Origin of the sequence: Fulvivirga maritima (genome assembly GCF_021389955.1) — a bacterium.
Lineage (GTDB): Bacteria > Bacteroidota > Bacteroidia > Cytophagales > Cyclobacteriaceae > Fulvivirga > Fulvivirga maritima.
Window position 1 is genome coordinate 5,072,495 of record NZ_CP089980.1, and the last position, 24,369, is coordinate 5,096,863.

A 24,369-nucleotide genomic window follows, 5' to 3' on the forward strand; every position below is an offset into this window, starting at 1 on the left:
GTACTAAGTGGCACTCTACCGGTAAAAACGTACAATCAGTTATAGTGAATAATGTCTCTTAACCCTTCCTTAAACTCTATTCACCAATAAACTCTCGCATACTTTTTGGCTTAGTACTTCGTTTTCATGACTATCGTATCTAACGGTCATGTTGCCATCAAATGATTCTTTAGCTACTATTTCCAGTTTGGTGCCAAGGAAGAGGGAGCGGTTGTTGAGGTATTCCAATAGGTCCTTTTTTGAATCTAATAATGCACTTAGTGTGTAGTGTTGTCCCTCAGAGCAATCGCTGAGTTTTATTAAATTTTGCTCAACTATTTTGCCGTTTTTATCAGGTATGGGGGAGCCATGCGGATCGAATTTTGGAAAACCCAAAAGCTCATCCATCCGATCGAAGAAGGCTTCTGATTTTACGTGTTCTACCTGTTCGGCTATTTCATGCACGTTTTCCCAGCTAAATCCCATCTGCTCTACCAAATACATTTCTGTCAATCGGTGCTTTCTAATGATCATAGAGGCCATTTTTTTGCCTTTAGGGGTAATGGTAATGGGCTTGTATTTTTCATATTTAAGCCAGCCTCTGGAGTGCATTTTCTTTACCATACTGTTGGCTGTAGGTACACTTACTTTAAGCATAGAGCTTAAATCTGATACCCCAACATTCCCTTTATCATCCGAAAGCTTATATAGCGCCTTTAAATAGTTCTCTTCCGTTTGCGAACCCATTCTCTATATTTTTTGCCAAATGTACGAAATTTGAAAAAATTAATTTGTTAGACTTGTCTAACTTATTATGTTTGTATTATCGATATAAAATTACGTTATGGTTCTAAAAATATTGACAACCACATTAATCCTATGTTTAACTACTTTCTGCTGGTTGCATGTAGCCGCTCAACAGAGAGGGACAATAAGTGGTAAGGTGGTGTCTGAGGCTGGTGCTCCGCTAGAATTTGTTAACGTGGGGCTGGAGGGGACTACTTTAGGCAGCGTGACTGATAAAAATGGGCGTTTCCGTATAGAAAAAGTACCCCAAGGGAAATATAAAGTGCAGGCATCTATGGTGGGGTTTAAGACGGAATCAAAGGATATAGTGCTGTCTGCGGCTGTTTCCATTAATTTTACCATGCAAGAAACCACCCAGGCGCTGGATGAAGTAGTGGTGGTATCGGGCACCATGAAAGAGGTCTCTAAATTGGAGAGTCCCGTGCCGGTAGAAGTATACAGCAAGAAGTTTTTCAAAGCTAATCCTACACCTTCAGTATTTGAGTCATTACAAAATGTGAATGGTGTAAGGCCACAAATTAACTGTAATGTTTGCAATACAGGAGACATTCACATCAATGGTTTAGAAGGGCCATATACCATGGTGCTGATTGATGGTATGCCCATAGTCAGCGGACTTTCTACGGTGTATGGGTTAACTGGTATTCCGCAGTCGCTAATAGAAAGGGTAGAAGTGGTGAAAGGGCCGGCTTCTACGCTGTATGGGTCTGAGGCTGTGGGTGGTTTAATCAACATCATTACTAAAAAGCCAGCCACGGCTCCACGGTTTTCGGCAGATGTGTTTGGCACGACTTGGGGTGAAGTGAATACTGATTTGGGCTTACGCTATTCTCTTTCTGAGAAAACTAATGGGCTATTGGGAGTCAACTATTTTAACTATCAGAATCCTATTGATAATAATAATGATGGGTTTACAGATGTAACGCTTCAAAACAGGATATCTATTTTCAATAAGCTTGATTTTAATAGAAAAAGCAATAAAACATTTTCATTGGCTGGTCGCTATGTTTATGAAGACCGCTGGGGAGGAGAAATGGACTGGGATAAGCAATACCGTGGCGGAAATGAGGTATATGGAGAAAGTATCTATACAAGTAGATGGGAAGTTTTAGGAACTTATCAGCTTCCTGTTTCTGAAATAATAAACTTGCAAATAAGTGCCAATGGTCATAATCAAAACTCTGTTTATGGAGATACCAAATACCTGGCAGACCAATACATCGGGTTTGGTCAGCTGACCTGGAACAAACCCTGAAAGGACATGATATTTTGGTAGGCTTAGCTTATCGTTATACTTATTTTGATGATAATACGACAGCCACGGCTAATAATGCAAGTAGTAATGATCCTTCGATCACCCACTTACCCGGTGTTTTTGTGCAAGATGAAATCATACTAAATGACTACAATAAGCTGCTTTTAGGAGCTCGGTATGATTATAATAGCATTCATGGAAATATATTTTCGCCAAGAATTAATTACAAATGGAATTCTGCAAATAAGAGAAATATTATCAGGCTAAGTGCAGGTAATGGCTACCGTGTGGCCAACGTGTTTACTGAAGATCATGCAGCGCTTACAGGAGCTCGGATGGTGGTGTTTGAAGAGGAACTAAAGCCTGAAACTTCATGGAATGTAAACCTCAATTTGGTGAAGAAAGTGTATACTACTAATCATATTTACATAGGTCTGGATGCCAGTGGCTTTTATACTTATTTCAATAATGCCATTTTACCCGATTATGAAACTAACCCTAACGAGATTATTTATGGCAACTTAGATGGACATGCAGTGTCCAAGGGCGTGTCTTTAAACCTTGATGTGAATTGGACCAATGGCCTGCAAATAAATGCAGGAGGTACACTTATGGATGTTTCAGTTACTAACGATGAAGAAACTTACAGGCAGCTATTCACCGAACGGTTCAGTGGTGTATGGAGCATAGGTTATACTTTTCGAGAATTTGGTTTAACCCTAGATTATACTGGTAATGTGTATGGCCCTATGAGATTACCACTACTGGGTGAGCGAGATGATAGGCCAGAATATTCTGAATGGTATAGCCTACAAAATATTCAGATTACTAAAAGTTATGATAGATGGGAGCTATATGGAGGGGTGAAGAATCTGCTTAATTATACTCCGCCGGCTAATAGTATTGCGCGTTCATTTGATCCTTTTGATAAGGGAGTGGAATTTAATGCAGAAGGGCAGGTGATTCCTACTCCTAGCAACCCCAATGCGTTAACTTTTGATCCATCTTATGTTTACGCGCCAAATCAAGGTATTCGTGGCTTTTTTGGAGTTAGATATACCATCAATTAATGCATGCTGAGAAGTATAGCCATAGCGTTCTGGTTTTCACTTGGTCTTACCTCTGCGGCGCCAGCGCAATCTGTACAATGGACTGCCTTTGAATACCTAGAAGACAGCCTGAGAGCGGAGAAAAGGCCTTTATTGATTTTTATTCATGCAGAATGGTGCAAATATTGCGCTATGCAGGAAAACACTACTTTTAGTGATGAGGCATTGGCAAGTGTGCTTAAAGAAAGCTTTTATTGTTTAAAGTTAGATGCTGAAATTACCGAAGAAATCACATTTTTAGGACGTAAATATCAGTTTCAATCCTCCAGAGGCTATCATCAGTTGGCTGAAATGCTCGGTAGAAAAGAGGGACCTTTAATATTTCCATCTACAATAATCATGAACCAGCAATTGCAAATTATTTATCAGCTGCAGGGCTTGCAGAAAGCTGAAAACCTGCTGGAAGTTGTAGAGACTGTAAGGTAGCATGTATTTAATTGAATTTCAGTGGTTTAATCCTGTTGTTCTGTGCAATAGGGAGTCATTTTAGAGGAATAACCAAGGAGGCTGTATTTATGATGGAAGTATAATCATAAATACAGCCTCTTTTTTAAATTTTGGTGTTACAGCTTTATTTTAATACCTCCATTCATAACAAAACCATCTACCGGAGCATAAATATCTCTGAAAGTGGGGTTGTCTATAGAGCCAGTGTATATGGTGTCAAAAGCAGTTTGGCGAGTGTCCAAGAAGTTTTCAAAGTTCAAGAAAATGGAAAAATGATCACCAATGGTTTTTTCGCTCATTAAGCCAACTATCCAGTAAGATTGGCCGGTGTCACCATCACTTAGCTTTTGAGGACTGTAATAATATGCCTCCACACCTATCCAGAAGTTTTCTTCTTTTTCATACATTAAAACATTGTTCAGCCTATGTTTAGCTACCAGCGGAACCTGTTGCGAATTGTTGTTTTCATGTACGTTAACATCAGCATAAGTATAACCGATAAAGAGCTTAAAATCATGATAAGACAGTCTTATATTAACTTCTACTCCTTTGGTATCAATATACCCCGGAGATTGCTCAAAAGTATACAAGTCTGATCCGGTGGGCTCCAATTGTATGGGATCATTAATGCGAGTATAAAATAATAATAGATTGGTGTTTAGGTCTAGTTCTGATGTAATAGCTGTTTTGTAATTAATGTCAAGATTACTTCCTACGGAGCGTTCAGCATCCAGTTCATTGTTATCGATGGGCATTACATTCTTAAACTGAATGCGTTCAGCCTCTTCTGCAAATATGGTAGGTGTTTTGTAACCTAATCCACCTCCCAGTCTCATGGTTAGCTTATTAATAGGAGTGTACATGATTGAAATCCTTGGTAAAATAAACAGGCCATAATCCGTTTGGTAGTCAGTCCTTAGACCAGTTTCAATAGCTAATTGAGCAAGCGGATTCCAGGTGTTTTGAGCAAAAGCGCCCCACGTGGTTTGTGTGTAATCCAGCGGTTCACCTGTGGTAACATCATTTTGAGTGAACCTATCGGTCCATAGGTTGAGCCCTAAAATCCATTCTGATTTGTCTTGCCACTGATTGTAGTTTATTTCGCTAAAAGAACTGAATTGGGTGCCATCAAAACTATAGGTAGGTACGTTAATAGTTCTATCATAATAATTCAGGCTGTTCTTTACATTTAATTGACTCGCAGGAGAGAATTGATGGCTAAAATGTATTTGGGAAGACACTCTGTCTGTTAAGTTTTCTTCAAAGTATGCATCATCTGAGTTATCTCCTTCTACATAATCCATGTTACCGCCCAGCCTGTCTTCGGTAATGTAATTGAGGCCTATGTTTAGTTCAGTATCATCATTGAGATATAAAAACAACTTGGGGTTGAACGTAAAACGATCAAATTTAGGAATGGCAGTGAGCCCTATATTAGCGGGATCATAGGGTGTGCCTTTGTTATAAGAAGAAAATATAGTGGTTCCTATTTTATCATTCTTTTTGGAGTAAAAGCCGCTTACATCAAGTCCCAAAGCGGAAGTACCATTGGCCATAAAGCTGAGCTCTCTTTCCTCAGTGGGTGTTTTAGAAATCAAGTTAACCAGGCCGGCTATGGCACCACCACCATACAAGGTAGAGCTAGAGCCCTTAATCACCTCTACTTGTTTCAGGTCTAATGGTGCTATTTGCATAAGACTTAACCCTCCTGAAAAACCAGAATAGAGAGGCATGCCATCGCGTAATAATTGGGTGTATTTACCATCTAAGCCTTGTATTCTAATGCTAGAATTATAGCTGGTGGCTGAGGTCTGCTGGGTTTGTATACCAGTACTTTCGTTGAGTAGCATGCGTATATCCCCAGGTTTCATATTGCCTTTTTCAGAGAGTTCTTCACCAGCTATAAACTCCACACGAGTGGGAATATCCTCGATAGTTCTGCTGGAGCGTGTAGAGGAAATGGTGATTTCTTCCATCTCATGAGCTGATGGCGATAGTGATATGGTGTAATCGTTTAATGAATCAGGAATAGGAAAGCTAACTGTGGTAGTTAACGTTTTGTAACCGATATAACTGATTCTAATGTTTTGATTTCCATTAGGAATATCTCTGAATACCACTCTGCCATCGTGGTTGGTGGTGCTTCCTTTAGAAAGATCAGGAAAAAACACAGAAGCTCCAGGTAATGGTTCTTGGTTTTCTTTGTCCTTTACCACTGCCGTGAAGTTATTTTGGGCATAGGTAGATATACAGATAGTACAGAGGAGTACTACAGAAATGATATGGCGTATCATAGTATGGAATTTTTAATAGTAGATAATAAAGGGTAATAGAGTATATTACCTGATTTAAAAGAATGAACGATCTATTATTTAAACCTTGGGAGGCCTGCTGAGTGGTGAGATAAATACTGGAGTGATGTCAGTAAAATAAACCACTTTATGCTCAATTTTCTCTATGTATTGATCAGATAATGAGTGCGATTGACTATTTAAAGTAAAGCCTAAGCATGAACCACAGGTTAAAAATGGAGAGCAAGCAGACTTATCTGCATCTGTTGAGTGTGAGCAATCGTTTACGTGAGAAGTAGAGGGGCAGCATTCATCCTCCTCAGAGCAGCAAGGAAATACTGACAACGAGAGCACGAGTATCACTAATACGTAAAGCATTGATTTCACCTTACAAATATAAAATGGATTTTTAATGAGTCTAATAATTATGACAATTAATGCCATGCAAAAATATATATACAGAGGTTGGTGATAGGAAGAGTAATACAAATGAAATTCCTAGTTATATAATTGATTTTGTTAAAATATACGAAGTATGGTTAAAAAGAATCCTGCTTCAAGAGAGGCGCTAATCATCATTTATGGATATCAAATAGATGAAATGTATCTTCTTATAGATACATTATGTTTCAAATGTCTGGCACAAAAGCTGAATAAAGAGGATTATTGTGCTGATAAATTTATTGAAACCCTATGGAAGAATTAATCAAGTCTGAATACCCTGAAGCAGCCACAGGTGAATATGTAACTAAGAAGTACTTAAATTTTTTAGCTGATGAATATAAATCAGACCTCTCTAAAATGCTCTTTGCCACTTCTTTATGCTCAGATGATATTAATGTATCTACTGATTTCAGAAAGGTATTAACGCGGCCATTTTCTATGGGTGGCATGGGCGGTTTGCCTTACGCTGGTTTTACTGGTATGGTGGCTTATGCCCATCATATTCCTGATAATGGAGATGCATTTATATTTTACGGTCCGCACATAGGTATTACTGATGAAGGGCAGTTAGGCAAAATGAGAAGACCAGGACAAAAAGGGCTTACGAACAGCTGTGGCGCGCTCATGCTGGCCTTAGAGAGAATGCAGCAAACTAATGAAGTGTATATGCCGCATGTGGTGGAGCATGATTACCAGCAAGCGGTATTAGAAAACACTTTGATGCCATTTAAACAAGATATAGTAACGGCAGCTGACCCTAAAAAGGAGATAACAGAAAAGGCCTATTATGTGATCGATAAGCAGATCCACCATCTGGTGAAAATGTCTAAAGGAGAGTTTAAATGTGAAAGGATATTTTTATTAGGAGGTATTATAATTAACACCAGCCCTGAATATTCAGACTATGTAGATATAAGAAATTTTGTGGTATATAACGTAGCCGATTTAGAACAGGTTGACCCCACCTCAATACTTAAGTCAGAGGCCTTTAAGGCATTATGATATCAGCAAAAGGTTGGATTATTTAAGCTGTAAAGTGAGCGTAGCGACAAAAAAAGTGATTATGGAAATTCCTCAATAGATAATATGGATATTGTGGAAATGCCAGTAGATGGTTTTGAATATAATAGTTACTCCCCAAGAAAAAATAGTTATCATGACATTAGCTGAAAGAAAGAACATATTTTTTGGAGTATTAACTCCATATTTAGAAAAGATAGGATACAATTCATACTTAACGGGAGGTGATCCATCATATAACAATAAAGTAAATGAGTATTTAGTTGTTCACTTTTTTTTTAATTTTTACACAAATGGTGGAATAGGATCAAGTGCTTTATTTTTAACTAACTATGACGTAGAAGATCATATTTTAAGTACTGGTATACCAACAAATGAATTAATTCAACAGAGAAAGAAAACAAAGTATCATTTACCAACTGTTGCCTTCAGAGATTTACCAAGTAGCTTAGAAGAAAAGTCGTTAGAAAGTAAAGAAGAGCTAGAAGAATATGCCCATTCTTATATTACCTATTTAGAAAATGAAGGACAGGCCTTTATTGAGAAGTACAGCTACTTACCCAATATTCTTAAGGAAATGGATCGTTTGGAGGCAGAGGGTAAGTATTGGAAGGAAATTTTATCAGGTGGTCCGGAGTATTTATTTAGAGGAGTAATAATATCCAAGTTATGTAATGACCCGAAGTTTGAGGATAAGCAATTATTTGTTGACTCTCTTTTAGGCGATTTAGATGAATGGCAACCCTATTGGCAAAAGTTAAAGGGTATATTGCCTACTATAGAGCCAAAATATAGTCTATAAGGTGTGGGAAGCAAGCCAGTGAATGAAAAACTTGGTGCCTTCTCTGTTGATTTGCGAATATTTATACTTTTAAATCAACTTATAGAAATGCAGGTCATTACAGTTTTGCTGCTGAATAATTTAAAGTGGTCGCGAGACTGCCCCGTAGTCACAGCAACACCCGTGCATCCTAAATTTATAACACCTAAGCAATAAATTAAAAAAGCACTACTCACTTTATCTTTAGTTTGTCTCTTCACCTTCGCAGTAATAAGCAGTATACAGACATTTTATGATGTCTTTGTTTTACAGTTGCTCGGCTGTAATAGCGGCCAAGCTAGATCAATACTGATTGAAGTCAAACAAATATTCAGAGTAACCAAACTAAGGTAATCTCTCAGCTTCAAATTACTAGTCTCATAATGAAATTGTCATTCAAGGTAAAAAAAAACCTCCTTCTATTTCAATATAGAAGGAGGTTTGGATTCAACTCAGTTAATATAATCTATAAGCTGATTAGATGCTATTCAACCAAAAGCTTAAGTGATTTGGTCGCTGTATTAGGGCTCGTAATTTTGATGAAGTAAAGACCTTTTTTCATGTCAGAAACATCAATTACCTCATTCAATGTATTTCCCTGAATGGTGAGAGATTTGACATACTTACCTGACATATCAGTGATGTTAATAACACTGCCTATAAGGTTCTTATTTGCTCTGATAGCTACCGAAGTAGAGGCAGGGTTCGGGTACATTTCATACTTTAACGCACCTGAGGCTTCCAGATCAAAAGAAGATTGATTACCACAAGTAGTAATGTTTTTAGTCAAATCATTGAAACTGTTAGAGCTTCTGGCGCTGGAAGAACCATCATCACAACTTGGCGTATCTGATGAGTTGCTAAAGTAAATGGTATGAGCCTGATCAGTCGAGACGAGTACAAAGTTAGTCCCATCCATTATGGCGTAATAGGAGCCATCCAGCCCATCAAATCCAGAACCAGAAATGGTTATTTGAGGTTCTTCCGCATTAAAGCTTTGAGAAGAAGCAGGGAGTAAGTCTACATACCAGCTCGGTATACCGTTGTTGGTGTTAAATGAGAACTGATATAATCCATTATTAACCAATGACCAGTTGATCATGAACACGGTTATATTGTCAAGATTGGGGCCTCCTTCACCCAGCACATGTACATTTTCATAAGTTCCGATTATAGGAGGTAAAGGATCATCCAGAGGTGCTCCAAAAGTACAATTGTTAGCATTGCAATCCGGATCTTCCTCAAGATTGATGGTTGCAGATACTTCGGTACTTAATTCACCATCGCTTACTGTTAGGGTAACGTTAGCAAAATCCAGATCACTGTAAATATGTGAAACTATCACTCCACTGCCTGTGGTGCCATCACCAAAGTCCCAAGTGTAGGTCAATTCATCCCCATTAGGATCATATGTTTCGGAAGCATCAAAGTCAACTTCAGACCCACCGCAGCGGCCATTGTCACTTTCAAATGAAGGAACTGGAGGAAGGTTAATACCAGTATCAGTACCAAAATCCACATCACTGGTAGAATAAAAGGCTTCTGCGCTTAACGATCGTTGCCAAATGGAATAAATGACGTGTTTACCTGTTCTCACTGGTAGTACCACATCTATATTATCTATAGCAGAAGCACTTCTGGGGCCAGTACGTACCAGAAGCTCCAGACTGTTCCATGTCAGTGGCTGATCCGGAGTCCAGTCTGCTTTTGTGATATACACCTCATAATAGAGGGTTTCATGTGGTGCTGTGTTGGTCCAAGTGACAGTAAATGGTCCTGGAGAGACAGGTGTAGCAATCCAGTCATCCCGGACCTGATCTAGCCCTCCATACTTATCTGGTCGACCAGCACTGGCTAGCTGACCATCAGGGATGATTTGCCGATGCATACCATTGGCATCCATTCTGGCTACTTCATTCCAATCATAAAAGGCCTGAGTGCCATATTCTTCAATAGAAGCAATGCAAGCGGGTGAATCAGGGCTTTGCGGATCTTCTTGATAGCAAATCCACACCCGACTAGCAGGAGAGGTGACCGTACCATGCGCTAAAATATATTGCAATGGTAAGGATACGAGAATCAATAGAATAACAGTGAATACGTTTGTAGTAGTTTTCATATTCTGAGGGTTTAGGTGACGTATAATTATCTTAATATAAGATAGTAATATATCGCTTCTTTAAAAAGTGAAAAAGCTAATTTATCTTGCATTGACCTCTTCCTGATTAGAGCGCTGCGGTAGAGTGCAGCCACCAAAAAAATCCTGCTGATGAGTAAATTGAAAGCCCACTCACTGACACCACTAGCTCGCGAAGCGGCAGTAATACACAGGCTATACTATTGGTTCGCGTAAGCACATGTTGGCAAGCCGTGTTTTACCGCGAGTCTATGACTGTAAAAAACAGTAAGAGCTGACAATGCTTATCTTGCTCATGCCAACATCATAACACTTAATAAAAATTCCTATTCCCAATTTGAATTATTCAAGAAGTATATAAATTTGCGCACCTAACGCTTTACCCAAGGCACATGAATAATTCTTCTTCTGATTTAGAGCAATTAAAGGCTTTTTTTAATTCTATAGCGCCTCTTCCTGATGACGTTTTCGCTGAGGTAATCAAATATGTGAAGAAGAAAGCTTATGAAAAGGGTGAAGCTATTCTCAGTTCAGGTCAGATAGAAACTAGGTCAAATTTTGTTCTTAAAGGGGTGGTGATTCAAAGTATTTTTGATGAAGGAATACCCATTACTCTAAATATTACGTCGGCAGGGCTCGCCTTTAACAGCTTAAAAAGCTATCTGGAAAATGTTCCTTCCGAGGAAACTCATGAGGCTATAACACCTGTAGAGGTACTCTATATTTTGAAGTCTGATCTTGAAATGCTAGCAAAGGCCCATCATGAGTTTTGCTATTTTTTGTTCAAGCTCCATGAAGTGATTTTATTAGACCGGGAAAATCGTATGTTTCTGCTTCAGCATAGACAACCAGGTAAAAGGCTTTTTTTGTTTATGCAAAATGTGGAAAGGGCTAATTATATCCTGGCAGAAACCCCTGATAAATATGTGGCTAGCTATCTTAATATGACCCCTCAGCAATACAGCAAGGAGAAAAAGAAATATTACAGGCAGTTGCATAATGATTAGGGAAGGAAAAGATAATTATAGAGAAGAAGGAGACTTCTAAAAGTAGCTTCCTTTGTTATCTGGAGGTAACTTTTTTGTTTTATAAACTTCGTTTTTTTGTTCGCAAATTGAAGCTTTTACAAAAAACGATGAAACCAACTCTTCTATATTTCATTCTTATAATAAGTGCGTTCACAGCGTTTGGTCAAGCTGAAGAAGTGAGTCCTTTCCTTTTGGATTTACAAAGGCCAGGTAAATTGCCGCAATCTTTGGGGCCTTCCCAACAAGCCTATTTTACATCTGAACAAACGGAAATTCATCAGCTAGATAGTTTGATAACTTACGGTTTAGATGAGCCTGATGGCGAATGGGCTATCCCGTTAAACAGACAGGTATTTGAATATAATGAGGAGCATCAGATAATCTCTAAGGAGCTCTGGAATTGGGATGATAGTAGGAGAGAGGAATATCTAGTAAGCAAAACAGCGTATGCATATTATGATGATGGCTCAGTATCTGAAATCATCTATTCTCTAGCAGCTATTGAAGCAGATGGCTGGATGCCGTCAGAACAAGAAATTTATTACTATAAAGAAGATGGTACCTTAAAAGAATCCCTACAAAAGAACTATGATATCACAGAGGGGTGGATGCTAGTCAATAAAACGGTTTATTTTTATGAAAATGGTCATTTAGGAAGTGAAATTATATATGTCCCAGGTCAGGAGCCCGAAGAAATGGTGGCACATTCAGCCTATCAATATGATTATAGAAGGGAGTATCTTGAGCAAGTCCTTGCCTATAGGTATATTGGTGAAATTTCTATTCCTCTAATGCGCCAAACCTATAATTACGACTATTTTAACAAGCTATTCATGGTTAGAGAGAAGTATTATGACGAAATCTCTGACAGTTGGATCCCTTCTTCTGTAAAAGGCTATTCATATGACGATAATGATGACTTTGTCAGTCATTCTATTGTCAACTACGATCGAGGCAGGGTGCAAGATATGTATAGATCACGGTACCACTTCAATAAAGAAGTATCTTATGATCAGTTGATCATTCCTGATCTTGATCCTATTGAACTTATGGCATTCCATCACTTGGTAACGGATAAAGATGTGTATAAACGAGATCTGAATTCTCAGGAAGAAGTAAAAATCTCAGAGGTGCAATATTTTTATTCCGATCTCACGGCAGAGGACCCCACTGATCCCGTCGACCCAAAGCCTGTCACTGGTCTCTCAGATTCAGTAGACGCCATTGAGGTATTTCCTAATCCTGCATCAGACTATCTACATTTTAACCTACCTACAAATCATAAAGCTTTTTTAAGATTATTGGATAACCATGGCAACCAAGTGCTAAGACAGGAGATTAAAAAGGAGCGGATAGATATCAACCACTTAATTCCTGGTATTTATTTCTATTCTATTTACTGTGGTCATGAAGCCTTAAGAGGGAAGCTGATAAAGCAATAAGGTAGATTAATAATACTTAGCCCCTTACTTCAAGACATATGAAGGCTGTACTAGCTTCATGTAATGTATAAATGCTGAGCTAATTTTGAGATCGAATAAATAGAAATAGAAAGTCAAAACCAAGAACACCCCGAAGCCCTTGAAACATTGAAGAAACTATTGTCTTAGACTGTGATGTTTTGATGAGTATGATAAACATGATTTCAAAAAACTTTTTATATGATTGATCATCAATACAAGTATTCTGAACTTACCGGACAAATTATTGGAGCAGCTATGGAGGTGCACAGTGCCTTGGGAAATGGCTTTCAGGAGGTGATTTATCAACGGGCACTTTCTTATGAGATGGAATTACGCAGGATACTGCATGCACGCGAAGTAGAAATGAGCGTTGTTTACAAAGGATTGCAAGTGGGTACTCGACGAGTAGATTTTTTGGTTAATGAAAAAATCAGTGTTGAAATAAAGGCCCTTACCAAACTAGAAGATGTACATCTAGCCCAAGCCATCAATTATTTAGAAGCCTACAATCTCCAGATAGGGCTACTGATCAACTTTGGTGAGAAAAGATTAAAATTTCTCCGATTAGAAAATAAGAAATATAAACCGTGATAATCTTAAACTGTGATTACCGTGATGACTGTGATGAACATGATAGGAGCTGCAAATCATCACATGACTCCCACAAATCATATACATCATAGTTAAAGACAGTAACGTGTAGAATATCTTAAACTGTGATTCCCGTGATGATTATGATGGCCATGATAGGAGCTGAAAATAATCACATCAATCACACAAATCATATAAATCACAGTTAAGATAGTAACGTGAAGAAAATCTTAAACTGTGATTTCCGAGATGATTGTGATGGCCATGATAGGAACTGCAAATCATCACATGAATCACACCAATCACATACATCACAGTTAAGACAGTAACGAGCAGCATATCTCAAACTATGATTCCCATGATGATTATGATGGCCATGATAGGAACAGCAAATCATCACATGAATCACACAAATCATCTACATCACAGTTAACACAGTAACGTACAGAAAATCTTAAACCATGATTACCGTGATGATTATGATGGCCATGATAGGAACAGCAAATCATCACATGAATCACACCAATCATATACATCACAGTTAAGACAGTAACGAGCAGCATATCTCAAACTATGATTCCCATGATGATTATGATGGCCATGATAGGAACAGCAAATCATCACATGAATCACACAAATCATCTACATCACAGTTAACACAGTAACGTACAGAAAATCTTAAACCATGATTACCGTGATGATTATGATGGCCATGATAGGAACAGCAAATCATCACATGAATCACACCAATCATATACATCACAGTTAACACAGTAACGTACAGAAAATCTTAAACTATGATTACTGTGATTATTATGATGACCATGATAGGAACTGCAAATCATTACATCAATCACACCAATCACATACATCACAGTTAAAGACAGTAACGTACAGAAAATCTTTACCTGTGATTACCGTGATGATTATGATGGCCATGATAGGAGCTGCAAATCATCACATCAATCACACCAATCACATACATCACAGTTAAGACAGTAACGTGAAGAAAATCTTAAACTATGATTTCCGTGATGATTATGATGGCCATGATAGGAGCTGCAAATCATAACATGAATCACACCAATCACATACATCACAGTTAAAGACAAAAACGAGCAGAATATCCTAAACTATCATAATACCCAAAAGCCTGTACATCCTGCATATCCCAAAAATCATGTTCCAGACTTATAAGCTTGCATACCACCTCCAAAAAAGCTAGTTTAAAGGATTTTTTAGGATTATATGAGTAATTTTCATTTTTTAAAGGAGGAATGGCCTTCGGTTTTCAGCAAGATGAAACTGGCTGAAGAGCGAGTTTATAGTGAGCCAGATTCTACGGGTATCAAGTGTCGAGCCGTGTTAGAGCATTGTCTGCTCACCATTTTTCAGCTGGAGCGTATTCGTCTTCCTTATGATCCTACCATTCATAACCTGCTTACCGAACCAGATTTCAAAGCTGAGATTTCTGATCGTTTAATGCTCGATGGGCTGTTTTACGTTAAAAAAATAGGTAATGCCGCTGCGCATGCTCGCTTAGTGAGTAAAGAAGAGGCTAAAAACACCATTCAGTATATGTTTGCCTTCCTGAAATGGTTTGCTCGTAATTATAGTTATCTGGAACCTGACACCCCTGATAATTTTAATTGGAGCTACGTGCCTAAAGCGGGGGCTGAAGACCGTCGTTTAAAGGAGCTCAAAGAGCAAGTGCTGCGTGAAGCTGCCGCTGAAATGGCAGAAATGAAAAAACGGCTGCAGGAATTAGAAGCCAGTGAAGAAGCGGCTCGTGAAGAAGCTGAGGAGAGTGAAGCGGCTTATGAGCTTTTAAAAGCGCAAAGTGAAAAGGCCTTGGCCCAACTCAAGGCCCAAAAGCAAGAAAGACAAGTAACGGTAGATCCGCCTTTTAATGAAGCTCGTACCCGTAAACATTTAATAGATGCTGATTTAAAAGAAGCAGGCTGGGATAACCTGCAAGAAGGTCGAGACCTGGAATTTCCTGTCACTGGCATGCCTATTAATTCACAAAATCCCAAAGGCAATGGTTTTGTAGATTATGTGCTGTGGGATGATAACGGAAAGCCAATGGCTATTATCGAAGCCAAGCGCACGGCCAAACAAGCGGAAGCAGGAAGGCATCAGGCCTTTTTGTATGCCAATTGCCTAGAAAATATGTACGGACAAAGGCCTGTTATTTTCTACACTAACGGTTATGAAACCTACCTGTGGGACGACACCTTTTACAGTGCTCAACGCAGGATTTACGGCTTGTACGATAAGGAAGAGCTACAATGGCTCATTCAGCAACGCAACACAAGAAAAGACATTCGACAGGCCAACATAAATACCGCCATAGCGGGGCGCCCTTACCAAACTGAGGCCCTACAGCGAGTAGCAGAAAATTTTGTTACTGACGGCAAGCATGGCATCCGTGGTGCCAGGCGCAGGGCTTTGCTGGTAATGGCCACCGGTAGTGGTAAAACACGTACAGCAGCTGCTCTGGTAGAGTTACTTATGAAAAATAATTGGGCTAGAAGAATTTTGTTTCTGGCCGATAGAAATGCGTTAGTTACGCAAGCCAAAAAGAGCTTTAATGAACATTTGCCTAATGTTTCGGCCATTGACCTCACCAAAGAAAAGGAAAACGATACCACCCGTTTGGTTTTCAGTACCTACCAAAGCATGATTGTGCGGATAGACAATGCCGTGGAAGGAGAGGAGCGCTTTTATGGCGTCGGCCATTTCGATCTTATCATTTTGGATGAAGCCCACCGCTCTATATATAATCGATATCAGGCCATTTTCGATTATTTCGATGCCTTGATTGTCGGTCTAACTGCTACGCCTAAAAAGCATGTAGATACCAACACCTATGAAATGTTTGGTTGCGAAGATGAAGATCCTACTTTTGAATTCAGCCTGGAGGAAGCCACGCCTACTTATCTTTGTCCATTCAAAGTGAAAGATGTAGGTACCAGATTCCTGAAGGAAGGAGTAAAATACGAGAACCTGTCAGGAGAAGAGCAGAAGCATTATGAAGAGACCTTTACCCATCCGGTAACGGGTCAAATGCCCAGTGAGGCATACTTAGACAGAGCTACGTCTTCTATCACCGAAGAGCAAAAGAAATGGCTTTTTAATAAACACACCGTCAATGAAGTGCTGGATGTGCTCATGACCCAGGGCCTTAAAATTGAAGGAGGAGATAAAATAGGCAGAACAATCATTTTTGCGCTCAATCAAAACCATGCTGATTTTATTGTGAAATGTTTTGAAGAGCGTTACCCAGAAAAACCAGCCGGATTCATTAACACTATTTACAATGGCATTTCGCATGTGCAAACCCTAATTGATAGCTTTTGCGATCCGCACAAAGAAAACTTACCACAGATTGCTGTTTCAGTAGATATGATGGACACCGAAATAGATGCTCCTCGCATACTAAATCTGGTTTTCTTCATGCCTGTAAAATCCTACGCCAAGTTCTGGCAAATGATAGGGCGCGGCACCAGAAAATGTCCAAATATATTCGGTCCCGGTGAAGACAAAACCGAGTTTCTGATTTTTGATATCTGTGATAATTTTGAATTCTTTGGTGAAAACCCTGATGGCATTGAAAGCGGCACGGTGAAGCCCATTACTCAACAAATATTTGAAAGCCGCTTACAGCTTAGTCAGGTGCTGCTTTATAATCCTAGCGATGAGCACATGGAGCTGTCTAAAGCGCTATTAGATATTTTGCATGGCACAATCTTCAGCCTTAACCGTAAACGCTTTCAGGTAGATATGAAATTGCGCTATGTTACGGAGTTTGAAACCAGAGACCGTTGGAATAACCTATCGGACAATGATTTGCACATTATAGAGGAGCATTTGTCAGCCTTGCCCGTGTCTGATGAAGCCAAAGAAGCCACTAAACGTTTTGATTTGCTCATACTGAAGATGCAAATAGCTAACATCAACAAACCCACAGCCGAGGCCTTTTATCACGATCGCTTAATGAAAATAGCACAAAAGCTGAGTCAACTATATGGTGTACCGCAAGTACTAAGAGCTAAGCCGATCATTGAAAAAATGAAACATCCTGATTTCTACAAAGGCCTTACCCAAAAGCGAATGGAGAAGCTGCGGGTGGAAATCAGAGAGTTGGTAAGTCTACTGGAAAACGAAGACGTAAAACCAGTTTATGTCAACTATCAAGACAGTGATCTGCGCGTGGCTGACATTGATGTTTCTAATATTTATAGCGAGGGCTCTACCATGTATAAAATGCGGGTAGAGCGGTTTATTCGTGAGAATAAAACCAATCTAACCATCTCTAAATTAGCCAATAATAAAACTATTACGCAGGCAGAACTTCATGAATTAGAACGTATCTTATTTGACGGATCGGAGCGTGGCAACAAAGAAGATTTCAAGAATATATACGGAGAGCAGCCTTTGGGTAATTTCATTAGGAGCATTATAGGCTTAGATGAGGCGGCAGCCCGAGCCGCCTTTGCTGACTTTTTGCGAGCCGGTACGTTACGGGCTGACCAAATGACCTTCATCAATCAGATCATTAAATACCTTACCGTAAATGGCACCATTGACAAAAAGATGCTTTTTGAGCCACCCTTTACCAATGTCAATGATCAGGGCCTAATTGGTGTGTTTGACGATGGTGAGGCCACCAAAATCATTAGCATTATTAACGAGGTGAATGGTAATGCGGGCGCTGAAGATGGTGCACTAGGAGGGGCGTGATAACCCGCGAGAAAATGTCTTCGGTTGTGGCATGTCTACTATTAGGTATTGAAACTATTATTAGCGAAGTAAAAGGAGGAAGGTTCTTAAGTAACTATAAGTCTTATGAAATTTGAATTGTAGAGCCAAATTTTCGGATTTAGCTGGTTATGAAGATTTGAATGAGATAGCAAAATTGATGTTTTGAATTAGGTGATGACTAGGCGAAGGGTAAATTTTTCCGTGCCACATGCTTCGCTTCCAGGCACGTCCTGAGCGCGTAGAGGACTTTCACCTCTTGGAACACTCATTTTCTTGAGTTATATTCACCATTCCAAGTACGCACAAAACCTGTCAGCATGCGGGTGGATAGTGCTAATAAGAAACGATAGAACTATTAACAAACTTTCGGCTTGGTAGACAGGATAGTGCATCTAAAGCTCGCCTGCGCATAGCCAAGCTGTTGGGTATAATTTCAAGCAATATCAATCAAATGACAAAATTTTTAAAAGTATTAAAGTTTATACTCATACTCTTTTTGAGTATAATTTTTCTAGGATTAATTTTTAATTACGGCTTCCAACTCAAAGAGTATTTTATTGGAAAAGACTATGTGAAATATTGGGAAAACCACCCAAATCAGATAGAACAGGTTGAGCAAAATAAGGAATTTGATTTCAAATTATTAGAGAAAATCGCTTACGACAATGACTTAATCTTATTTGGAGAATCTCATGGAACAAAAGAGGCTCAAAAAATAGACCTTCAGCTAATTAAATACCTAAGTCGAACTGTTGGAATGAAATATCACGTTGTCGAACTGGACTTTAGTCAAGCATATTTTATGAACGAATATTTGAAAACAGGAAATGACTCGTTGGTAAACTATGTTTTAAAAAATTGGAGTGTAGTTGCTGGAAGAAATAATAAAGACTATTATGACAAATGGTATAATTTATTCAAAATCAATCAAGCATTACCTGATACCCAAAAAATTCAAGTAATTGGGGTAGACCAAATAAACGATTTTGTCATTACAAAAGATCATTTGACACGAATATTTGAAAACCTGAAAATCAATAGCGAAATACCTATAGAAAAGAAAAAAATCGTGGAATGGTCAAAAGAGGAACTGCCAAACATCATCGAGAAAAATAAGGATTCTATAGATTCGCTGACTTTAAGCAGCCTTGAGCATATAAAATTCAACTTACAAGAATATTTTGAGAAAACTCGCCCAGAACTAATGTTTGCCAATTTTGAAAAACAATTTGAAAGTCGTGAACTTCAAAATCAAAAAATATACGGTTATTTCGGAATGGCACACGTACTACAAAGCGAAATGAACGGATATGACGATTTTGCGGCAATACTTAAAAAGTCGGAGCTCCCAGTAAAAAATAAAGTATTTTCAATCGTAACTATGTTTTCAGACAGTAAATGGGGCATCCCATCAGAATATTTGCCTGCACCAATACAAGGAGAGAAGAGATTAACAAAAATCCCCATTTCTTATGATAGTCCTACGCTAATGTATTTTTATGGTGTAAACGACCTGAAAAATGTAACCAAAGAAAACACCAACACATTATTTGTTCTCAATAACAAAAAATCGCCATATTCTCAATCATTGAGACTTGTTGACAATTTCGGACTGATCCCAAGAGGAATGGAAATCACATTGAACGAATCCGTTACAACTGATTATTTTGATGCTGTATTTTTAATTCGAAATTCTGATTGGGCAGAACCAAACTGATAAAAAATTATGCCTAGTAGAGTGGCCGGCTCTGACTCCAATTGAGTCAGAGTGCGCCTCTCACTACTCAAAGCATAAGGATCAAAACTTGTTTAATATCTATTCATGAAGCTTAGCATTTCTTTAGTTCCATCACTACCGATGACAACCTTGCACTCCATTTACTTCGATTCCAGGCATGACCCTGGCGCGTAAAGGACTTTCACCTCTTGTAACACTCAAATTCTTGAGCTATATTCACCATTCAAGGCGCATAAAAAATGTAAGTAGCATTAAAACGGTTGCTTACACAGATCGTTGTAGCGCATAAGTACATTAATTTAAATATGAAGCCATTCCTCTTATTTTACCTTTTACTACTGTCAACATCAAGTTTGTGTCAAACCACTATTACAGCAAGAGTGGTGGATAAAACCAACCAAGCGCCAATTAACAAAGCCACCATTGTTTTACTGGGAACAACTACAGGTAGTGTATCAAATTATTTAGGATACTTTCAACTAGATGTTCAACCAGGGGATAAATTAATGATTTCTCATCCAAGTTATGTTCTTAGTGAAATGGCCATACCTGAGAGTGATGCTTTCCTTATTTTGCTTGATCGAAAATACTATAATCTGGGATCTTTATCAATAGATCAATTTTCCATTGATCCATCAAAAACCAAATTAATTGTAGATAGTGAAATAAAAGTGTCTGAAGATTTCGCCCAATATCCATTAGGGTGGCAAAGGTTTTACAGTGACTTTGGAAATTCAATTGTTAGTAATCCACAATTCACAAAACTAGACAGCACTTTCAATTTACATGTGTTGTTTACTGTTACAGAAAAAGGCAACGTTCAAAAGGTTGAAACTCTCAATTCAGATAATGATACAACTGCATTATCAATAATTAAAACATCATTAAAGAAGTTCGATGATTGGATTCCTGCTAAAATACAAGGTATTTCTGTGCCTCAATATTTTGAAATAAACATTTCAAGAAATAAAGAAATTTTTATGATCGTGGAGGAACCGGCAATGCCTATTGGGGGCTTCCAGTCTTTCTATGATTATATAAGATCTAATTTAAACTACCCTTCAGAAGCAATGAGGCTGGGAATTGAAGGCAAAGTGATGATACAATTTGTGGTTGACAAAACGGGAGACTTAACAGAAATTGAAGTTGTTAAAGGCATTGGGGTGGGATGTGACGAGGAAGCTATTAGATTGATTAAAAATAGTCCACATTGGTATCCACCGTATCAAAGAGGGACTGCCGTTAAACAAAGAATAATATTACCAATCACATTTAATCCTGATACTAACAGCCCAAAGAAACGAATATCATTTAATGACTTTATTAATTCACGAATTAGGTATCCCCGTAAAGCTAGGCAAATGAATATTGAGAGCACAGTATATGTTTCATTCAAAATAGATGAGGAGGCAGATGAAATTATTGATGTCACTCCACTGAACGATATCGATGCAGAATTTATGAGCGAAATTAAAGCAGTTTTCAAATCGGTGCCTTCTGACCTAATTAATGAAGAATTGAAATCTTCTCAAATATATATCTTGCCAATAGCCTTTAGGCTTAAAGAATATAACAAAAATAACGAGCCAATAACTCTGCCTGCCGGAAAGCTGTTGTGCGAAATAATTGTAATAGCCAAAGATTCCTATATTCCACCAACTCCAACTTTAAATCTTAACACTAGTTCACAGGAGTATATTAGCGTTGATCAAGCTTTATTCCATAATCCAAATGCACGCAGATTGTCTTTGACTAACAAAGGATTGAATAATCTAAGTGAGAAAATAAAAGAATTCGAAAAACTTGTTTTCTTGGACTTAGAGGGGAACAACCTCACTAATTTACCAGATGAAATTGTACACCTTGATAAACTTGAAGAGTTGTACGTCCCAAATAATAAATTAAATTCCCTGCCCAATCAATTTGATCTGCTCTCCTCATTAAAAGTCATTGGCCTAGCCTATAATAATCTATCTCAGTTTCCAATATCTCTGACTCAGCTTTCTAAACTTGAAGCACTTGATTTAAGTGGAAACAACATAACCTATATTCCACCAGAAATTATCAATCTTAAAAAGTTGAAGATATTGGTTCTTAATCGCAATAACATTACTGAATTGCCCGAGGAAATTTACTCCTTAAAACACTTAGAAAAAGTGTTTCTTGCAGATAACGAATTGACTCAGGAACAATTAGATATAATAAAAGGTAAGTTCAAAAAAACAGAAATTATAATCAATTAGTACGCGCTACAACAAGCGCTAGCAGCCACGTGTCGTACTGCGTTCTGCGGGGTGGTAAAACTCACTCCGCTCACCTATTCATTCTGTAAAGACATCAAATCTTATTTCTGCCACAGTTCTGGTGAGCGATGTGTGCAGCGTAGTTCTTCTTAAATACTAGTGTGAGTTGGGCAGGTTCGCTACTTTAGTGCTATTAGGCTCGGTTCTGGCATACATCTGCTAGCCGGGCGTTAGTGTGCCACGAAGTGGTACAAATCCAATAGGTGAAAATCCTATCAGGGCAATTGTCTGTTCACCCTGAAGAATTATGGACAGTTAGTAATGTGAGTTACTCGCTGAAGCTTCATAATTCAAATAATCAAGCCGTAATGCGGAAGCGTGAACCCGTAATAGCTCCGAGATGGCTAACCTGCAGACTTGGGGAGGGTGTTGACGATCTCGAACCCTGCTATACTGAAAGGATCAACAGTCGAAAGAATTTCAGTAAACTGCCGGAGTAATAGGGATGGCGTGATTATAGATGGATTTGTATTAAACGTGGGAGATCTTCTTAACCCAAGGTTGGCGACCTTAAATGTCCGGATATAAGTATTACGAAGTTTCGGATAGGAAAAGAAGAAGTCGGAGGAGCCCATAGTACCGGTGATGTTTGAGACAACATAACTCAGATTAGGGAAGGGGCTCTACTTTAGCAAAGCTTATAATGGAAAACAGAACTACATGTATTGATGAAAATCTATTAGCACGTCCCTCAGAAAAGGAGGAGCGAGTTCGTGTTTTACAAAGGAAGCTATATGTTCGAGCCAAGAGAGAGAAAGGCTTTAAGGGATATAGTCTTTATGATAAGATTTATCAAGATTATTTTCTAGTTACAGCCTATCATCGAGTTAAAAGCAACTATTCAAAAGGAGTAGGGGTAGATGGCCAAAGCTGTACTTCCATAGAAGAGTCAGGATTAGAGGCCTTTCTACAGGAAATACAGCAGGCATTACAAACCCGTAGTTACCGCAGTAGTGCAGTTCGGCAGGTATTGATACCTAAAGCAGCCAGAGGAGAATATCGAAAATTAGGTATCCCAACGATTAGAGATCGGGTAGTTCAAATGGCCGTGAAAATGGCAATAGAACCCCTATGGGAAGCCGATTTTAGTGAGACGTCCTATGGTTTTCGTCCCAAGAGAAGTGCCAAAGATGCCATAAAGCAAGTAAAGAATAATATCTATGCAGGTCATAAATTCATTTATGATGCAGATCTATCAAACTACTTTGATACGATTCCGCATGGTAAGTTATTCAAGCTACTAAAGCATCGGGTCACAGACAGAGGGATATTAAACCTGTTACAGCAATGGCTGACAGCACCGGTGGAGTTACCGGACGGCACACTACAAAGCAACAAAGAAGGCACACCTCAAGGAGGTGTAATCTCTCCATTGCTATCTAATATTTACCTCCATGCCTTTGATAAGATTGTTAACCATCCGAAAGGAAAGTTTGTCAGGTCAGGCATCCGCATGGTTCGCTATGCAGACGACTGGTTACTGATGGGGAAATGGTACTTCAATGCAGAAATCCTGAGGTACATAGACCAGATTATGATCAATATGGGATTAAGGTTAAATAAGGAAAAAACCAGACTACTTCATATCAATAAAAGTAGTCTGTTCTTCCTGGGTTTCGAATTCCGCAGCATTCCCTCAAAGTTTGCGTGGAATCATCGTAACTATACCAATATACGGCCCAGTATAAAATCCAGAAGTAAGCTGTTTAGAGTACTTAAAGAGTTATTCAGAAGGCGTAAACACTGGACCATACCGTGGATTGTATGGAAGCTTAATCCCTTGCTGCGAGGGTGGTTAAATTACTTCTCTATCAGTAAAGTGAGTCATATCTGGGATACTATCCGAGTGATCAAAGAGCATCTGTCTTACAAGCTGTACAAATGGATGAAAGGCAAAGGTCGGAAAGCGCATAGGAAGCTTCGCCAGCGACCGTATGAAAATCTGGTAAAGTTTTATGGCTTGCTTGATATGGATAAATATGCGCGCATGAAGACCCTCTCGAAAGCTGAATGAAGAATGCTATCGGTAAGCCGTGTGAGGGAAAACTTCATGCACGGTTTGATGAAGGGGGCGCTGATTGTTCTATTTTACTATATTTATAGAAAATTAGAGCTATCAGGCTCTACTCTACGCAACAATGTAAGCACCCCCAAATTAGGACTGTGTAAA

At 38.7% G+C, this 24,369-nt stretch carries 16 protein-coding genes; 13 read left to right on the plus strand and 3 right to left on the minus strand.

Annotation, left to right across the window (positions count from 1 at the left end; translation table 11 throughout):
• Positions 1-69 precede the first annotated feature (69 nt).
• Complete coding sequence (locus LVD15_RS21380) at positions 70-726, minus strand: metal-dependent transcriptional regulator (RefSeq protein ID WP_233777233.1); 657 nt, start codon at positions 724-726, stop codon at positions 70-72.
• A 112-nt stretch (positions 727-838) separates the two neighbouring features.
• Between LVD15_RS21380 and LVD15_RS27160 the strand changes: the two genes are divergently transcribed.
• The 3 genes from LVD15_RS27160 to LVD15_RS21400 are packed head-to-tail and all read left to right on the plus strand — an operon-like array spanning position 839 to position 3,576.
• Entirely contained in the window at positions 839-2,041 is a 1,203-nt protein-coding gene (locus tag LVD15_RS27160) for a TonB-dependent receptor (protein WP_306416742.1), read from the plus strand.
• A gap of 14 nt (positions 2,042-2,055) precedes the next feature.
• Positions 2,056-3,111, plus strand: a complete 1,056-nt coding sequence (locus LVD15_RS27165) for a TonB-dependent receptor plug domain-containing protein (protein ID WP_233777234.1) — start codon at positions 2,056-2,058, stop codon at positions 3,109-3,111.
• Between the two features lie 3 nt (positions 3,112-3,114).
• Positions 3,115-3,576: a thioredoxin family protein gene (locus LVD15_RS21400; protein WP_233777235.1), complete on the plus strand. Its 462-nt coding sequence runs from the start codon at positions 3,115-3,117 to the stop codon at positions 3,574-3,576.
• A 137-nt stretch (positions 3,577-3,713) separates the two neighbouring features.
• Here LVD15_RS21400 and LVD15_RS21405 read toward each other — a convergent pair whose 3' ends face one another.
• The gene (locus tag LVD15_RS21405; protein WP_233777236.1) at positions 3,714-5,891 is read right to left on the minus strand and encodes a TonB-dependent receptor; all 2,178 of its coding nucleotides are present in this window, start codon (positions 5,889-5,891) and stop codon (positions 3,714-3,716) included.
• 532 nt (positions 5,892-6,423) lie between these two features.
• Here LVD15_RS21405 and LVD15_RS21410 point away from each other — a divergent pair.
• The 3 genes from LVD15_RS21410 (at position 6,424) to LVD15_RS21420 (ending at position 8,154) form a co-directional block, all read left to right on the plus strand.
• Positions 6,424-6,594, plus strand: coding sequence for a hypothetical protein (locus LVD15_RS21410; protein ID WP_233777237.1), 171 nt, complete (start codon positions 6,424-6,426; stop codon positions 6,592-6,594).
• A complete protein-coding gene (locus tag LVD15_RS21415; protein ID WP_233777238.1) occupies positions 6,582-7,334 on the plus strand; it encodes an LCIB family protein in 753 nt (250 codons plus the stop codon). Before LVD15_RS21410 ends, LVD15_RS21415 begins: the two co-directional genes overlap by 13 nt.
• 154 nt (positions 7,335-7,488) lie before the next feature.
• Positions 7,489-8,154: a hypothetical protein gene (locus LVD15_RS21420; protein WP_233777239.1), complete on the plus strand. Its 666-nt coding sequence runs from the start codon at positions 7,489-7,491 to the stop codon at positions 8,152-8,154.
• A gap of 502 nt (positions 8,155-8,656) precedes the next feature.
• Here the strand turns inward: LVD15_RS21420 and LVD15_RS21425 are convergent.
• Positions 8,657-10,291: a lytic polysaccharide monooxygenase gene (locus LVD15_RS21425; protein WP_233777240.1), complete on the minus strand. Its 1,635-nt coding sequence runs from the start codon at positions 10,289-10,291 to the stop codon at positions 8,657-8,659.
• Between the two features lie 410 nt (positions 10,292-10,701).
• Between LVD15_RS21425 and LVD15_RS21430 the strand changes: the two genes are divergently transcribed.
• The 7 genes from LVD15_RS21430 (at position 10,702) to ltrA (ending at position 24,213) form a co-directional block, all read left to right on the plus strand.
• Positions 10,702-11,316, plus strand: a complete 615-nt coding sequence (locus LVD15_RS21430) for a Crp/Fnr family transcriptional regulator (protein ID WP_233777241.1) — start codon at positions 10,702-10,704, stop codon at positions 11,314-11,316.
• Positions 11,317-11,444: 128 nt separating this feature from the next.
• Complete coding sequence (locus LVD15_RS21435; protein ID WP_233777242.1) at positions 11,445-12,779, plus strand: T9SS type A sorting domain-containing protein; 1,335 nt, start codon at positions 11,445-11,447, stop codon at positions 12,777-12,779.
• A 219-nt stretch (positions 12,780-12,998) separates the two neighbouring features.
• Positions 12,999-13,391 (plus strand): GxxExxY protein, encoded by a 393-nt coding sequence (locus LVD15_RS21440; RefSeq protein WP_233777243.1) that lies wholly within the window; start codon positions 12,999-13,001, stop codon positions 13,389-13,391.
• Positions 13,392-14,639: 1,248 nt separating this feature from the next.
• The gene (locus LVD15_RS21445; protein ID WP_233777244.1) at positions 14,640-18,137 is read left to right on the plus strand and encodes a type I restriction endonuclease subunit R; all 3,498 of its coding nucleotides are present in this window, start codon (positions 14,640-14,642) and stop codon (positions 18,135-18,137) included.
• A gap of 472 nt (positions 18,138-18,609) precedes the next feature.
• Positions 18,610-19,875: a TraB/GumN family protein gene (locus tag LVD15_RS21450; protein WP_233777245.1), complete on the plus strand. Its 1,266-nt coding sequence runs from the start codon at positions 18,610-18,612 to the stop codon at positions 19,873-19,875.
• Positions 19,876-20,279: 404 nt separating this feature from the next.
• Positions 20,280-22,139 (plus strand): TonB family protein, encoded by a 1,860-nt coding sequence (locus LVD15_RS21455; RefSeq protein WP_233777246.1) that lies wholly within the window; start codon positions 20,280-20,282, stop codon positions 22,137-22,139.
• A gap of 703 nt (positions 22,140-22,842) precedes the next feature.
• On the plus strand, positions 22,843-24,213 hold the full coding sequence (ltrA, locus tag LVD15_RS21460; RefSeq protein WP_233777247.1) for a group II intron reverse transcriptase/maturase: 1,371 nt from the start codon (positions 22,843-22,845) through the stop codon (positions 24,211-24,213).
• Positions 24,214-24,369 lie beyond the last annotated feature (156 nt).

Coding starts and splice junctions, on each gene's coding strand:
- LVD15_RS21380 (WP_233777233.1), bottom strand. CDS start 726: ATGGGTTCGCAAACGGAAGAGAACTATTTAAAGGCGCTATATAAGCTT.
- LVD15_RS21400 (WP_233777235.1), top strand. CDS start 3,115: ATGCTGAGAAGTATAGCCATAGCGTTCTGGTTTTCACTTGGTCTTACC.
- LVD15_RS21405 (WP_233777236.1), bottom strand. CDS start 5,891: ATGATACGCCATATCATTTCTGTAGTACTCCTCTGTACTATCTGTATA.
- LVD15_RS21410 (WP_233777237.1), top strand. CDS start 6,424: ATGGTTAAAAAGAATCCTGCTTCAAGAGAGGCGCTAATCATCATTTAT.
- LVD15_RS21415 (WP_233777238.1), top strand. CDS start 6,582: ATGGAAGAATTAATCAAGTCTGAATACCCTGAAGCAGCCACAGGTGAA.
- LVD15_RS21420 (WP_233777239.1), top strand. CDS start 7,489: ATGACATTAGCTGAAAGAAAGAACATATTTTTTGGAGTATTAACTCCA.
- LVD15_RS21425 (WP_233777240.1), bottom strand. CDS start 10,291: ATGAAAACTACTACAAACGTATTCACTGTTATTCTATTGATTCTCGTA.
- LVD15_RS21430 (WP_233777241.1), top strand. CDS start 10,702: ATGAATAATTCTTCTTCTGATTTAGAGCAATTAAAGGCTTTTTTTAAT.
- LVD15_RS21435 (WP_233777242.1), top strand. CDS start 11,445: ATGAAACCAACTCTTCTATATTTCATTCTTATAATAAGTGCGTTCACA.
- LVD15_RS21440 (WP_233777243.1), top strand. CDS start 12,999: ATGATTGATCATCAATACAAGTATTCTGAACTTACCGGACAAATTATT.
- LVD15_RS21445 (WP_233777244.1), top strand. CDS start 14,640: ATGAGTAATTTTCATTTTTTAAAGGAGGAATGGCCTTCGGTTTTCAGC.
- LVD15_RS21450 (WP_233777245.1), top strand. CDS start 18,610: ATGACAAAATTTTTAAAAGTATTAAAGTTTATACTCATACTCTTTTTG.
- ltrA (WP_233777247.1), top strand. CDS start 22,843: ATGGAAAACAGAACTACATGTATTGATGAAAATCTATTAGCACGTCCC.